Below are 14,362 nucleotides of genomic sequence, written 5' to 3'. Positions count from 1 at the left end.
ATCTACTTTTGCACTAAACCAAACGACAATGACTAACCAACAATTTTTAAAAATAGTGCTTCTGGTACTGTTTCCTTTCTTTTTATGGTCGCAAACGATATCTGATAAATCTTTACTGTCGTACGATACTATTGATAATAATTATTTTAAAGTTGAAGGAAATGCTAAAAAGCAATTAGCGTGGGCTAAAGTATATCTAGAGAAATCTAAAAAAGAGAATAAAGCAATCCGAAAAGCTAGAGGCTATTATTTATACGCTATTCTTTATTACGAGGATCAACCACTCAAAGCCATTAGATATCTTGATAGTGTAATAAAATATTCAAAAATAGAACCGAACAAATTTTTTCCTGCAGCCGCCTATTGTGAGAAAGCGGGACTACTAGTAGACTTACGTAAATTTGATGAAGCATTGCTAAATTTTAACTTGGCAGAACAAGTCGCCTTAAAAACAAATATTGATTATTATTATGTAGTTCGAGACTATATTGGGACCACGAAATCCGAAGAAATGGGGGAAGTAGAGGAAGCGTTACAATTGTACCATGAAAACTATAAATATTACAAAACGAAAGATTATCGAGGGGATTATTACTCCTATTGGTTTCAAAACACAATATTTGGATTAGCAGATTGTCATAAGTCTTTGAAGCAAACAGACTCAACTACGTTTTATAATAAGTTAGGCTACAAAGAAGCTACGATTACTAAAAACAAACGATACCAGCTGATGTTTACTTTGAATGAAGGAGCCAATCAAGTAGATAAAAGAAATTTTAGAGCTGCTCTAGATAGTATCAATAAAGCATTGCCAGGTTTAATCAAAGTAAAAAACACGGGAAATGTGCTAGCTTCGTATTTTTATTTAGGAAGATCTTATGTAGGTTTAGGAGATAAATTATTGGCGGTTCAAAATTTTATAAAAGTGGATTCTATGTACCGCGTTAGAAAAAAAATTACACCAGAATTTGTAGGAGGTTATTCTTATTTGATTGAGTATTATAAGCAGACTGGAGATAAGCAGAATCAACTAAAATACTTAACAACCTACATGGAAATAGATAGTGTGCTACAAAAAAATTACAAACACTTGAGTAAAGTTTTGCGCGATGAGTACGATACCCCGCACTTAATTGCAGAGAAAGAAGCCTTAATACAATCTTTGGAAAAAAAGCAGTCTGCTTCTTATATATGGATTGTAGTTTTAGTTGTGGGCGTGGTAGGATTGATTGGCTACCAATTTTACTTAAAAAAACAACACCAAAATCGATTTGAAGCAATTCTGAATCCAGCCATACCTATAGCAGAAAATAGTACTGTTCTAGAAACACAGTCTACCACGCATGATGCAAAAGAAAACCAAGTACAACAGAGTTTATCAGATGAAATAATACTTGAATTACTGGAAAAATTAACAGTATTTGAAAACGATAAAGGCTTTATAGAAAACACAATTTCTATTCAAAAACTGGCTTTGCAACTAAACACCAATACTAAATATTTGTCTAAAGTTATCAATGAACAAAAAGGGAAAACGTTTGTACAATACATCAATGAGCTCCGAGTAAATGAAGCAGTTTTGCAATTGCAAGCACAACCTGTTTTGCAAAATTATACCATAGCTTCCTTAGCAATTGAGTTTGGTTTTAATTCGGCGGAAGCCTTTTCGGCTGCTTTTTATAAAAAGTATAAAATCAAGCCTAGCTTTTTTATCAAAGAGTTAAGTAAAACGAGACATAGTTAATAGTCTTAAAATAAGTAAATAGAATTTTAGGTATCGGAATTCACGGAATTCCAGTAACAACTTTACATTTCTATTTACAGGAATCGTTCAACTTTAATACATTTGAACCATTAAAATTACCTTAACTATGAAATTATTACCGCTTTATTATTTTACTTGTTTTCTTTTTATTTCAAATTTTGTAAACTGTTTTTCTCAAGAGAACACGACTAGCAGTAATTTACTCACCACAAAGCAAGATGGTTTATTAAATAATTGGTTTCAAAAAGACGAGCTGCAGGACAGCATTCCAGGTATTTCCTTAGATAAATGGTATAAACAAAATAAAAAAGTATCAAAAGCAAAGGAAATAATTGTAGCAGTTATTGATACTAAAATTGATTTAAAACACGAAGATTTACAAAATCAAATATGGATCAACACAAAAGAAATTGCAAATAATGGAGTGGATGATGATGGCAATGGTTATGTGGATGATAGGAATGGTTGGAATTTTCTAGGTTATAAAAATGGAGGATCGGTCGTGTGGAATAGATACGAATTTGTTCGAATTGTGGATGAGTGGGGGTCTTTATTTAAAGATAAAACAGAATCAGAAATTGTTATTCAAGAAAAACATAAATATCTAGAATTTAAAAGAGCACATAAGCTTCTTGATGACGAAAATAAATTTTATAAGAATTGGTTAAAATCGTTAAGGCATCACGTTGATGTATTTCCATTGGTAAAGGACACCTTAAAACATTTTTTCCCACAAGAAGACTATACATACCAACAATTAGATAGTCTGTATAATAAGTACAAAATAAATGATAAAAGTTATGGTAAGAGACGCAATGATAATGACAAAGATTTAGGAGCATTAATTTTTTACATGATGGTAAGTCTAGAGGTGGGTCAGAGAACTTTTGAAGATATAAAGCAACAAGAAATGCTACTTGATTCAATAGTAAATAAGTCCTTAAGCATAGAGTACAAGGATAGAGGATTAAATGAAGATCAGCAAAAGTTTTTAAAGAAAGTAAGTGGAAATAATAACGTGAACACAACCGTTTTTTTTAAAAGTTTGGAAGAGAATCATAGCACAATGGTATCGGGTATCATTGGAGCAAATAGGAGTAACAGTATAGGAATAAAAGGTATAGCACAAGATGTCAAAATTATGCCAATAGTTATTTCTTCCCATGGCGATGAACATGATAATGATATTGCTGCAGCAATTCGTTACGCAGTTGATAATGGAGCGAAAGTCATCAACATGTCTTTTGGAAAAGAATTTTCTTTGCATAAAAAATGGGTAATAGACGCTTATAAATATGCCGAAAAGCATAATGTTTTGCTGGTTCATGCTGCAGGGAATAATGGTTTTAATGTTGATGAAAATCCATATTATCCTAGTGATGTTGATTACGAAAACCCAGATGAAGTTGTAGAAAATTTTATAACAGTGGGTTCAATATCTCAAAAAATAGATAGTAATTTTGTGTCTGAATTCTCTAATTACGGTAAAAAAAATTTGGATTTATTTGCTCCTGGAGATAAAATTTATACCGCTACAGCTGGAAATAGTTATGCGTATGATTCAGGAACTTCACTAGCAGCACCTATGGTTTCTGGAACAGCGGCTTTGATTTGGTCGTATTTTCCTAAACTTACGGCAAAGGAAGTGAAGCAAATTATTCTAGAATCCGGAACGGCTTATGAAATCGAGGTTTTGATCCCTGGTGGTGAGGGTAAAAAAGCTAAATTTTCTGAACTCTCTAAATCAGGTAAAGTATTAAATGTTTATAAAGCGATGGAACTAGCAGAAAAAGTGAGTAAAAAGTAAAGAATTTATAACTCCTGTCTATTTTATTTGTTGACTTTTTTCCAAAAAATCACCCCCAAATAGTGTCTAACTATTTGGGGGCAGTTCATATCCTGTTGCAAATCCCTTTTTTAGATTAACGCTATTAAACTTGCATCTTCAACCTAAGGTATCAAACGGTCCAAACGAAGTTTTGCAAAAAGTTCATAGAAGGAATCTTCGGTATTTTTAAAAACGAGAAAACCTAGTTTTCTACTTTTAGACATATCTGTATTTACTTCTATAGGTCGACCTAGGTCAAGATCAGTATGCCAAGGCGAAGCAAGTTGGTGAAGATCCATTTCTTTAAGCCCATTATCAGCAGCGATTTTTTTCCAAACTTCGCTATCTTGTTGCATTTGTTGTTCCAGAGGATGTGTAGTTCCATCATATCCTTTTACTTCGAGTCCAAACGAATCTCCTATTTTTTTCCAAAGCCATTTCCATCGAAAAAAGTCGCCATTGACTACATTGAAAGCTTCGTTAAATGCTTGCTCAGTTGTAGAAGCCCAAATTAAATGTGCTGCTAATACTTCAGCATCAGTCACATCTGAAAGTCCGTTCCATTGCGCCTCTGAACCTGGCCATTGAAATGGTTTGCCAGTTGCTTTACAAATACTAGCATAGACAGCAAGTGTTGTACCCAAGTTCATTAGGTTTCCAACTGCTTTTCCAATTACTGTATGTGGACGGTGAATGCTCCACGTAAATCCATCTCGAGCAGCAGCAGCATAGACTTCATCTTCTTGTGCGTAATAAAAATTATCGATGTCTAAACGCGGTTGTTCTTCCCTAAACGGAGTTTCGGGCAAAAAACCTTCTTTGGCGTAAGCCTCAAATGGTCCTAGATAATGTTTGAGTCCTGTTACTAAAGCTACGTGTTGAACTGATTTTTTAGGAGATAAAACATCTAATAAATTCCGAATCATTAAGCTGTTAACTCGTATGTTTTCGAGTTCAGAATCTTGACGCATCCACGTTGTAATGTATACGTGCGTAGGCGTTATATCTTGCAAAGCTAGTTTTAAACTCTCAAGATCCAATAGATTGGCAACTACGGGTTGCAGTTTAGTAATGTCTTCGCTTGGGTTGCGGGCTAATCCATATGTTGTCCAACCTTTGTTTATTAGTTGCTGAGAGAGTGCGCTTCCCGTTATTCCGGTTGCTCCCACTACAAGTGCTATATTTTTCATATACGTATTTTTAAATTTGTAGACACAAAATTCATCAATACAAATAGGAAAGCAAAGGATCTATATCACATAAAACAAGTGACATAGATCACATTAATGTGAGAGTCTGCTCAAGGTTTCTCGAGAAATTCCGAGGTAGGAGGCTACTAAAGTTTTAGAAAGACGCTGAATCAAGTTTGGATATAATTGAATAAATTGAGTATAACGCTCCTCTGAATTTTTGCTCATTAGTGAAAGAACCCTATTTTGAAGTGCAATAGAACCTGCTGTCATTTTTTGTAAAAAAAAGAATTCGATTTTTGGTAGCTCGCTACATAATTTAGTTCTGTTTTCTAGCGAAATGTAATAAGTTTGTGCATCCTCTAAACAATCAATGTTTAATGTAGCATTTTGTTCGTTATAAAAACCTTGATTATCCGTGATCCACCAATCTTCCATTGCAAATTGTAAAATATGACTTTTGCCTGATTTGTCTAAATAAAATGATCTGAGCAATCCTTTTACAACAAAATGAACGTAAGGAACTGAGTTTCCTTGTTGCAGAATATATTGGTGTTTTTTGTACTTTCCTATTGAAAAATAAGAAAGTACCACTTGAAACTCAGCATCCGTTAATGGTACAATTTTATCGATTTGATTTTTTAAAATTTCTTGCATCTGGATGTTTCTTACTGTTTAGGTAAAAATACACTTAAAATAGTCTATTTAAATAGCAGGAGATAAACATCGCACAAATATTAGGAAATAAAGTCTGCTATTTTACTAAACAAGGTTTATGATTTTACAAGTAGCAGTTTTTTAATTTTAATGAATCTTTATTTGTAAATTATTGAAAATCATAATTTTAAAAAATATAATTTTAGCCATGAATGCAAGCTGTAAGCTGTTATTTCAAGAGTTACGTTATAGATATCACTTATTTATTTTAAAATTTTCGATTAGATTTCTCAAAAATTCATCCCATCATCACTTTTAATCTCATTCCTTTTTCTCTAATTTTACATTTTTGAAAAGCAAATATGAAATTAGAACTTAAAGAACTGACTACTAAACAGGAAATGCTAGCTAACATTGAGGTGATGCGTTTTTTGTACCCAACATTTACCCTAGAAAAATACGATGCGTATCTCACCGAGATGATTCCGCACAACTACAGGCAAATAGCAGTCTATGAAGATGGTGTTTGTGTGGGAACTTCGGGATTGTGGTCTGGGACAAAATTGTGGTCTGGTAAATATTTAGAAATTGACAATTTTATTGTACATCCAGATCATCGTTCAAAAGGAATAGGTAAAATAATGACTGATTATGTAGATGCAGTAGCCAGAGAAACAGGCTGTACCATGATTGTACTCGATGCTTTTACAGGTAATTTTACAGCACATCGGTTTTATTACAATCAAGGATACGCGCCTAAAGGATTTCATTTTTTAAAAATTATTAACGAAGACGGTTTAAGCTAAAACGCATTGGTATGAAAACAAGCTTTGTAAATATCCTATTTTTAGTGTTCGTATGTAGTTTTATCTCTTGTGGAACAAATCAAGATTTTCAATCGCACTTTCCTCAAAAAATAAAAAAAACATTTGTCCAAAAAAACACTTTTTTTATAGAGTTTGATCAACCATTGTTAGCAAATTTAGAACTCATTTCATTTCATTATAACAAGCAACACGCAGCCTTGCAAAGTGCTTCACAGTTATCGTTCACAGGAATCTTGAAAGCCACTGCAGCAACCACTGATCTTATTTTGGACGTAGATCCAGCCAAAGAATATGGCAATAAAGCACCCGCAATACACCAACCCAAATTTAAGCTAGAACCTAACCAAGCCGTTTTAGAATATAAATTAAATCACAAAACGTATTTTTATAAAATAAAAAACGTGGTAATCCAGCAATAGCTTAAATAAGAACCGTTTTAGAAAGGCTATACATCAAGCGGGTGGTAGACTAAAACAAAACACCACCGCAAGCAATTGCAGCAAAGAATTTCTTATTTTTGTCGCTTTAATTTTAATACACATACCATTTTGGGATTATATAAAAGTCTTTTTAAACAAACAGCTATTTACGGTCTAGCCACGGTTATTCCCAGGATGTTTAGCTTTTTTTTAGTACCCTTGTACACAAAATACCTACCTGTAGAAGAGTTTGGTAAAGTGTCTATGATTTTTGCTTGGCTTATTATTTTTAATGTTGTTTTGTCCTATGGTATGGAAACTGCTTTTTTTAGGTTTTACAACAAGGAGACCAATAAAAAATCGGTTTTAGAAACTGCCTCAGTATCTATCTTTTGGACCTCCTTATCTTTTCTATTTTTAGCGCTACTGTTTCGCAATAAATTAGCCCTATGGTCAAATATAGATGTCCAATACATCACCTATACCATTTGGGTTCTTGTACTAGATGCGCTAGTAATAATTCCCTTTTCTAAGTTAAGAGTACAACAAAAACCGTTGCAGTATGCCGTTATAAAAATAGGAAACGTAACAGTCTATCTTTTGCTTAATTTGTTATTCCTAGTGTACTTGCCACATTTTGCAAAGTCAAATCCGAGTCATTTTTTTAGTACATTATACCAAGAAGAATATCAAATAGGCTATATTTTTGTGTCAAATATTGTATCCAGTTTGCTCACTTTTGTAGTATTGTCACCTGATTATTTAAAACTAAAATGGCATTTTGATTTCCAGCTTTGGAAACGCATGATGCAATACGGAATGCCTATTATGGTAGCTGGACTCGCATTTGCCATCAACGATCAGTTTGACAAAATTTTATTGGGAGAACTACTACCAGCCAATATTGCCGATGCAGAGGTGGGCGTATATTCCGCTTGTTACAAACTCGGTTTGTTTATGGTCTTGTACCGTACGGCCTACACCTTAGGTATCGAACCTTTCTTTTTTAGCCATGCTCATAGTAAAGATGCACCACAAACCTATGCCACAATAACCAAATATTTTGTCATTTTTGGGTCGTTCATATTACTCTCCGTTATCGTTTTTGCCGATGTTTTAAAGGTAATCATGATTCAGGACGAGTCCTATTGGGAAGCCATGAAAGTAGTGCCATTAATTATTTTGGCTAATTTTTTCTTAGGCATCTACACCAACCTTTCCGTTTGGTACAAACTCATTGATAAAACGTATGTAGGTGCTTACATCTCAATCGTAGGAGCCATCATCACACTAGCGCTCAATTGCCTGCTAATTCCAACCATGAGTTATTACGGATCGGCCATAGCCACCATAGCCGCTTATGGTAGCATGATGACCATCTCTTATTATTTCGGAAACAAATATTACCCCATACCGTATGACAGCCGTAAAATTTTTATGTATCTCATAATTTCAATCGGTTTTTCAGCGATTTCATTTTACGGATTCCGGGAGAATTATTTCGTAGGAATCCCGCTATTGCTACTGTTCCTTTATTTTATATACCACAACGAAAAAGAATTATTAACCCAAATACTAAAACGTAAAGCAAAGTAGTATCAAATTTTCTAGGAGCTTATCGCGCCCTTCGTTTCAAGCTTTTTCCTAAAATTGTTTTTTTCTACGGCTCAAAAGGAGCTTCTTGCAGTCGCTCTTTTCACCCTCGAAAAAAATACAATTTTATAAAAAAAGGCTTTCCACTTCGGTCACGGCTAAAAAAGCGCACTTCCTAAAAAAGACTATCTGATCCTGAAAACTAGCTCAAACAAATACATTATGAATATCAACATCATCAACAAATCACAACACGACTTGCCTAGCTATGAAACCATCGCCTCGGCAGGAATGGATTTACGAGCCAATATCACAGACCCAATTACTTTAAAACCACTAGAACGAACTATCGTAAAAACAGGTCTTTTTATAGAACTACCTATTGGGTACGAAGCACAAGTAAGACCACGTAGCGGACTAGCCGCAAAAAATGGCGTAACCGTACTGAACGCACCCGGAACTGTAGATGCAGATTATCGTGGAGAAATTGGAGTAATTTTAGTAAATTTATCCAATGAAGATTTTACCATTCAAAACGGGGAACGCATAGCGCAATTAGTTATCGCAAAGCACGAACGCGCCGAGTGGTCTGTAGTTCAAGAATTATCAGAAACTTCTAGAGGTGAAGGTGGTTTTGGTAGTACGGGAGTAAAGTAAAGCCCCCTTACCCCCTAAGGGGGAATTTATAATTACAAATAGAAGAATATAAATTTAAATCCTACTCACCCCTAGTAGTAGTTCCCTTTCGGGGGTTAGGGGGCTCATATGAAAATAATCGTTCCTATGGCTGGTCGTGGATCACGCCTTCGCCCACATACATTAACCATTCCTAAACCATTAATCCCTATTGCCGGCAAACCAATCGTACACCGTTTGGTTGAAGACATCGCAGGAGTTTTAAATCAACAAATTGACGAAGTAGCTTTTATCATTCATGAAAGTTTTGGTCAAAAAGTGGAAGAAGAACTTTTGGCAATAGCTGCAAAACTAGGTGCCAAAGGAACCATTTATTACCAAAACGAAGCCTTAGGAACAGGTCATGCCATTATGTGTGCCAAAGATTCCTTGAGCGGACCAGCGGTAATTGCCTACGCAGACACCTTAATACGTGCCAAGTTTGACTTAGACACAACTGCTGATAGTGTAATTTGGGTAAAACAAGTAGACCAACCAGAAGCTTTTGGTGTGGTAAAATTAAATGCGAACAATGAAATCGTTGAGTTGGTTGAAAAACCAGCGACTTTTGTTTCAGATTTAGCGGTTATCGGGATTTACTATTTCAAAGATATTGCAGTACTTAAAAACGAATTGCAGTTGGTACTGGACAATAACATCATTCACGGAGGCGAATACCAAATCAATGACGGAATAAAACAAATGATGGCCAAAGGCATGAAATTTGTCCCTGGTAAAGTTGAGGAGTGGATGGATTGCGGAAACAAAAACGTGACTGTAGAAACCAATTCTAGAATGTTAGGATTTTTACATAATGATGGTGAATCCTTAGTTGATGAAAGTGTAAAACTAGAAGACGCAACTATTATACCACCTTGTTATATTGGTAAAAACGTAGTGTTGATTAATGCTACTGTTGGTCCAAATGTTTCCCTTGGTGACGGTTGTCATGTTGTAAATAGTACGGTAAAAAACAGTTTGGTACAAACGCATTCGCATATAAAAAATGCCGTTTTAGACAATGCCATGATTGGTAATTACGCTAGTTTTGACGGTAATTTTACCAGCATCAGTATTGGGGATTATTCTGTTTTAGAATAAAAAAAGCACCAGCGTTTTACAGGTTTTAAGAATTTTTTTAAATTGTGAAACGCTGGCAAAAATAATCAATGTGGTTTTTGTACTAATTGTGATATAATTGAGTTGTAATAAGATATGAAAAACAAAGCTTTTTTACTTTTTATACTTGGAATTTTAGTATTCCCGGCATTTCTATGCGCACAAACAGAACCCGAAGAAATCAAGCTTGATACAGATCAATTTCAAGAACTTTTTTATGAATCGTTACTTCAAAAAGGGATTGAGAATTATGATAAAGCAATTGTTGCTCTAGAAAAAGCTGATAAATTTAAACCTAATGATGCAACCGTTTATTTTGAGCTGGGCAAAAATTATTTAGCTTTAAAAGACTATCAAAATGCCTATACCTCATTTGAAACGGCTACCAAGCTTGATCCTAAAAACAGATGGTATTGGATAGGGATGTATGATGTAAGTTATGAAACTAAAAACTTTACCCAAGGTATAACAATAATTAATAAATTGATAGAATTTGACCCTAAGTATAAAGAAGATTTAACGTCACTTTATATGGGTACCAATCAGTTTGAAAAAGCGTTGGCACTGATTCAAGAACTCAATGAAACAGTAGGAAAAACAGATAGAAGAGAATTGTACAAAAGCCAGATCTTGGCACAAGGAAAATATCAAAATCTAGAAATCAATAATCTAGAAGAACAAATTGTCAAATATCCGCAGCAGGAATCCAATTATATCAGTCTTATTTTTTTGTATACCAAGAACAATGAAGATGCAAAAGCATTTGAAATTGTAAAAAAGTTAGAAAAAGCAATTCCAAATTCAGAGTGGGCGCAAGTCAGTTTGTTTAAAACATACCTTGACGGCAATGATGCTCAAAAAGCCATTACGGCAATGAATGTGGTTCTAGGAAGTTCTAAAATTGACTCAAAAATCAAGCATAGAATCTTAAATGAATTTTTAATTTTCACACAAAAAAATCCACAGTACGCACCTGATTTAGAAAAAGCAGTCGCCACGTTTAATAATGATACGAGTGTGGATGTAAACAAAGAAATTGGGAAATTTTTTCAAAATAAAAAGCAGTGGGATAAGGCAGTAGTATATTATGAAAAATCAGCTCAAAGAGGATTGGGTGATGTCCTTGAGACTAATTTACTTTTGTTTCAGGCGTACGTGGAGCAGAAAAATTTTAGTAGCCTTGCACCCAAAGCCGAATCTTTGATAGAAACCTATCCGTCACAAGCACAGTTTTACTTTTACGCCGGATTAGCGTACAACCAGTTGCAACAATTCAAGAAAGCAAAGGACTATTTAGAAATGGGCATGGATTATGTAGTAGAAAATAAGGAACTTGAAATCAATTTTAATAAGCAACTAGGAGAAGCCTATAATGGTCTAGGTGATTTTAAGAAAAAAGATTTATTTTTCTCAAAAGCAAATCAATTATTAAAAGAAAAAAAGTAATGAAAAAAGGAATATATGTGGTTTTATTGGCGCTTGTAATGGTTTCTTGTAAATCTAAGGCCGTTGCTGTAGCCACAGTAAAAGAGCCTCTTGTTGAGACAAATGTCATGACGGCCAAAAAAATTATTGAAAACCATTACAACAACAAAACCGATTTTTCAACCCTGTACATCAAATCTAGTGCACGGTATAGTGACGACAAACAAACTCAAAATGTAACCGCCGAAATACGAATCAAGAAAGACGAGCAAATTCTAGTAAGCATTCGTTTTTTAGGAATCACTATGGCCAAAGCCTTGATAACTCCTACCACAGTGAGTTATTATGAAAAAATAAATAATAGTTATTTTGAAGGTGATTTTAGCAGCTTAAGCCAATGGTTAGGAACAGATTTAGATTATTCTAAAATTCAAAACCTGCTGTTAGGTCAGGCGCTTGATGATTTGAGAAAAGGCAAATACACCGAAACAATTTTAGATCAATGCTATAGATTAGATGCTGTAACAAATGAAAACACACAAAAATCATTTTTCTTAGACAGCAATCAGTTTTTAATTCAAAAACAAGAAATTACGCAACCTAAAGAAGAGCGTATGATAAAAGTAGCCTATCTAGGAAGCAAAGAGTATGACAATATGAAACTACCTACAGCCTTACTGATCAATACTTTTCAGAAAAAAGGAAGTACAGAAATCAATTTAGAATACAATTCGGTTTCCTTTAATGAGGAACTTTCTTTTCCATATAGTGTACCAAATGGGTACAAAAGAATTTTAATTAAGTAAATTAGCAAAAATATTTTTTATCTCATGCCAAAATTTATCCTAAGCCTAATTTGTATTTGTATGACTTCATTGTTGTGGAGTCAAGAATCACAACAAGAAAAATTAGAACAACGCAAAGCACAAATTCAAAAAGAAATTAAAGAAAACGAAAAGTTATTACAAACCGTAAAGAAAAAAGAAAAATCTGCGGTAAATGTAGTAGTGATTCAGAGTACAAAAATTAAGCTCAAGGAGAAATTAATTAATACCACCGAAAAGCAAACTAAATTGCTAAAAAATGACATGTATATTAATCAAGTTCAGATTAATAAACTTAAAAAAGAGCTTGAAATTCTAAAAGAGGATTACGCAAAAATGATTGTGAAATCCTATAAAAGTCGTTCTTCTGAGAGTAGAGCTATGTTTTTACTATCATCTGAAAATTTTCTTCAAGCGTATAAAAGAGCGCAATACATGAAGCAGTATACCGGTTATAGAAAAATGCAAGGGGAAGAAATAAAAACAAAAACCGATAAATTAGCAGACTACAATCAGAAATTAGACATTCAAAAAACGGCCAAACAAAAGTTGATTGCCGAAAATGAAAAGGAACGTTTGTCTCTTGAAAAAGAAAAACAAGAGCAACTCAAGTTAGTGAATTCTATTAAAAAAGACAAGAACAAGATTGCGCAAGAAATTAAAAAGCGTCAGCAAGAGTACAGAACCATTGACAGGCAAATCAATAGGTTAATTAGAGAAGCAATTGCCGAGGCCAACAGAAAAGCAGCATTAGAAAAAGCAAAAGCTAATCCTAGTGCTCCAGTATCAAAAGCGGCTGTATCATCATCAAAAATTGAATTAACTCCTGAGGCAAAAATAATCGCCGATAATTTTAGGTCAAATAGAGGTAGACTTCCTTATCCTGTTGAGAAAGGGTTCATATCACTAGGATATGGAAATCAAACGCATCCTATGTTCAATACCATCACGGTTCACAATAGCGGAGTTGAAATTACTACTGATAAAGGAGCAAATGCAAGAGCCGTTTTTGGTGGAGAAGTAACAAGTGTTATTGTAATCTCTCCAGTAAATAAAGCGGTGATGATACAACATGGAGATTATTTTACGGTGTACCAAAATTTAAGTTCCGTTTCTGTGAGTAAAGGTGATAAAGTAAGCATCAAGCAAAGTATAGGAAGGGTACGTACGAATGGTGAAACGGGAAAAACCATAATTAAATTCTTAATACTTCAAAATACAACTTATAATAATCCTGAGGGCTGGCTTTCACCAAGATAAATTATTTTTAAATTTTATAAAAACACTATTGAAATCCTAGGAAATCAATAGTGTTTTTTTGTTACAGTTAATTGATCGTAACTATTTTTGGTAAGTTTCAATTTTGCATGGTAGATTTGTGAATTTTGTTTAACTTTGCATCTAAAATATTAAACAAACATAGGTGTTGAAATTTATTTTGGCACCCCAAATAATAAGACACAACCGTCAAAAATAGTAATTTGAAGAGTTGAAAAGTATAAAAAACATGGAAAATAAGAAACCAGATAACGTTGTTTACAATCAAGAAAAAGGATTCAATGCTAATGTATTGCCGTATGCTACTAATGTAGGTGCGCCAGCTATACGTGTTGATGATGTAGTTTCCTGGAAAAGCAGAGGAATTGATAATGTAAACAAAGAACTCGGGAATAAGTTTAACGAACTCAAATTACAGTACGAAAAGTTAATGCAAGAGTATGAGTGGAATGAATTAGTCTATAGTGCCAAATTTTCCTTTGAACCTGTAATAGGCGAAATTTATCATTTATATAGAGATGCCGAAGGAGTGAATTTCCTGTCCTTAATAGGTCCTAATGAGTGGAACAAAGAGCACATAGGTAGTTTTAAGCTCAATAGTGACAAGAAATGGATAGTGTTGCATGATGCAAGCTCTAGTTTGTTTTAATGCTGTAAGCGTGCCATAAGAGCCATATTAAATGTTTGTATAGTATTTAAATTAGTTTATACTTCTTCATAAAAAAAGGGAGTCCAAAATATAATATTTTGGACTCCCTTTTT

The 14,362-nt window shown here is 33.9% G+C and carries 13 protein-coding genes; 11 read left to right on the top strand and 2 right to left on the bottom strand.

All coding sequences use genetic code 11. The features are described 5' to 3' along the window. Nucleotides 1–28: 28 nt before the first annotated feature. Entirely contained in the window at nucleotides 29–1,744 is a 1,716-nt protein-coding gene (locus DNC80_RS01850) for an AraC family transcriptional regulator (protein WP_182648731.1), read from the top strand. 127 nt (nucleotides 1,745–1,871) lie between these two features. Next, nucleotides 1,872–3,572, top strand: a complete 1,701-nt coding sequence (locus DNC80_RS01845; protein WP_182648729.1) for a S8 family peptidase — start codon at nucleotides 1,872–1,874, stop codon at nucleotides 3,570–3,572. Between the two features lie 143 nt (nucleotides 3,573–3,715). Here DNC80_RS01845 and DNC80_RS01840 read toward each other — a convergent pair whose 3' ends face one another. Next, nucleotides 3,716–4,783: an SDR family oxidoreductase gene (locus DNC80_RS01840; RefSeq protein ID WP_182648727.1), complete on the bottom strand. Its 1,068-nt coding sequence runs from the start codon at nucleotides 4,781–4,783 to the stop codon at nucleotides 3,716–3,718. Between the two features lie 93 nt (nucleotides 4,784–4,876). Continuing rightward, nucleotides 4,877–5,440, bottom strand: coding sequence for a Crp/Fnr family transcriptional regulator (locus DNC80_RS01835; RefSeq protein WP_182648725.1), 564 nt, complete (start codon nucleotides 5,438–5,440; stop codon nucleotides 4,877–4,879). Between the two features lie 362 nt (nucleotides 5,441–5,802). Here DNC80_RS01835 and DNC80_RS01830 point away from each other — a divergent pair, with 362 nt between their 5' ends. From DNC80_RS01830 to DNC80_RS01790, 9 genes are all read left to right on the top strand, one after another. Continuing rightward, nucleotides 5,803–6,246 (top strand): GNAT family N-acetyltransferase, encoded by a 444-nt coding sequence (locus DNC80_RS01830; protein WP_182648723.1) that lies wholly within the window; start codon nucleotides 5,803–5,805, stop codon nucleotides 6,244–6,246. An 11-nt stretch (nucleotides 6,247–6,257) separates the two neighbouring features. Further along, nucleotides 6,258–6,686 carry a hypothetical protein gene (locus DNC80_RS01825; RefSeq protein ID WP_182648721.1) on the top strand — a complete coding sequence of 143 codons (429 nt, stop codon included), beginning with the start codon at nucleotides 6,258–6,260 and terminating at the stop codon, nucleotides 6,684–6,686. A gap of 129 nt (nucleotides 6,687–6,815) precedes the next feature. Next, the gene (locus DNC80_RS01820) at nucleotides 6,816–8,282 is read left to right on the top strand and encodes a lipopolysaccharide biosynthesis protein (protein WP_182648719.1); all 1,467 of its coding nucleotides are present in this window, start codon (nucleotides 6,816–6,818) and stop codon (nucleotides 8,280–8,282) included. A gap of 219 nt (nucleotides 8,283–8,501) precedes the next feature. After that, nucleotides 8,502–8,936 carry a dUTP diphosphatase gene (gene dut, locus DNC80_RS01815; RefSeq protein ID WP_182648717.1) on the top strand — a complete coding sequence of 145 codons (435 nt, stop codon included), beginning with the start codon at nucleotides 8,502–8,504 and terminating at the stop codon, nucleotides 8,934–8,936. A gap of 108 nt (nucleotides 8,937–9,044) precedes the next feature. After that, a complete protein-coding gene (locus DNC80_RS01810) occupies nucleotides 9,045–10,055 on the top strand; it encodes a sugar phosphate nucleotidyltransferase (RefSeq protein WP_182648715.1) in 1,011 nt (336 codons plus the stop codon). Between the two features lie 114 nt (nucleotides 10,056–10,169). Then, nucleotides 10,170–11,519 carry a lipopolysaccharide assembly protein LapB gene (locus tag DNC80_RS01805; protein ID WP_182648713.1) on the top strand — a complete coding sequence of 450 codons (1,350 nt, stop codon included), beginning with the start codon at nucleotides 10,170–10,172 and terminating at the stop codon, nucleotides 11,517–11,519. Beyond that, nucleotides 11,519–12,304: a DUF4292 domain-containing protein gene (locus DNC80_RS01800; RefSeq protein ID WP_182648711.1), complete on the top strand. Its 786-nt coding sequence runs from the start codon at nucleotides 11,519–11,521 to the stop codon at nucleotides 12,302–12,304. The genes DNC80_RS01805 and DNC80_RS01800 overlap by 1 nt, the downstream gene beginning before the upstream one ends. A gap of 24 nt (nucleotides 12,305–12,328) precedes the next feature. Beyond that, the gene (locus DNC80_RS01795; protein WP_182648709.1) at nucleotides 12,329–13,582 is read left to right on the top strand and encodes a murein hydrolase activator EnvC; all 1,254 of its coding nucleotides are present in this window, start codon (nucleotides 12,329–12,331) and stop codon (nucleotides 13,580–13,582) included. A gap of 247 nt (nucleotides 13,583–13,829) precedes the next feature. Continuing rightward, nucleotides 13,830–14,249, top strand: a complete 420-nt coding sequence (locus tag DNC80_RS01790; RefSeq protein WP_158728946.1) for a DUF2452 domain-containing protein — start codon at nucleotides 13,830–13,832, stop codon at nucleotides 14,247–14,249. Nucleotides 14,250–14,362: the final 113 nt, after the last annotated feature.

This window comes from Flavobacterium sp. SOK18b (genome assembly GCF_014156605.1).
Taxonomy (GTDB): domain Bacteria; phylum Bacteroidota; class Bacteroidia; order Flavobacteriales; family Flavobacteriaceae; genus Flavobacterium; species Flavobacterium tiangeerense.
The sequence above is the reverse complement of the archived record's forward strand: the minus strand, read 5'-3'. Positions and strand labels throughout refer to the sequence as shown.

Bases quoted from the DNA above. Each gene is read 5' to 3' on its own strand.
- DNC80_RS01850 (WP_182648731.1), top strand. From the start codon at position 29: ATGACTAACCAACAATTTTTAAAAATAGTGCTTCTGGTACTGTTTCCT.
- DNC80_RS01845 (WP_182648729.1), top strand. From the start codon at position 1,872: ATGAAATTATTACCGCTTTATTATTTTACTTGTTTTCTTTTTATTTCA.
- DNC80_RS01840 (WP_182648727.1), bottom strand. From the start codon at position 4,783: ATGAAAAATATAGCACTTGTAGTGGGAGCAACCGGAATAACGGGAAGC.
- DNC80_RS01835 (WP_182648725.1), bottom strand. From the start codon at position 5,440: ATGCAAGAAATTTTAAAAAATCAAATCGATAAAATTGTACCATTAACG.
- DNC80_RS01830 (WP_182648723.1), top strand. From the start codon at position 5,803: ATGAAATTAGAACTTAAAGAACTGACTACTAAACAGGAAATGCTAGCT.
- DNC80_RS01825 (WP_182648721.1), top strand. From the start codon at position 6,258: ATGAAAACAAGCTTTGTAAATATCCTATTTTTAGTGTTCGTATGTAGT.
- dut (WP_182648717.1), top strand. From the start codon at position 8,502: ATGAATATCAACATCATCAACAAATCACAACACGACTTGCCTAGCTAT.
- DNC80_RS01810 (WP_182648715.1), top strand. From the start codon at position 9,045: ATGAAAATAATCGTTCCTATGGCTGGTCGTGGATCACGCCTTCGCCCA.
- DNC80_RS01805 (WP_182648713.1), top strand. From the start codon at position 10,170: ATGAAAAACAAAGCTTTTTTACTTTTTATACTTGGAATTTTAGTATTC.
- DNC80_RS01800 (WP_182648711.1), top strand. From the start codon at position 11,519: ATGAAAAAAGGAATATATGTGGTTTTATTGGCGCTTGTAATGGTTTCT.
- DNC80_RS01795 (WP_182648709.1), top strand. From the start codon at position 12,329: ATGCCAAAATTTATCCTAAGCCTAATTTGTATTTGTATGACTTCATTG.
- DNC80_RS01790 (WP_158728946.1), top strand. From the start codon at position 13,830: ATGGAAAATAAGAAACCAGATAACGTTGTTTACAATCAAGAAAAAGGA.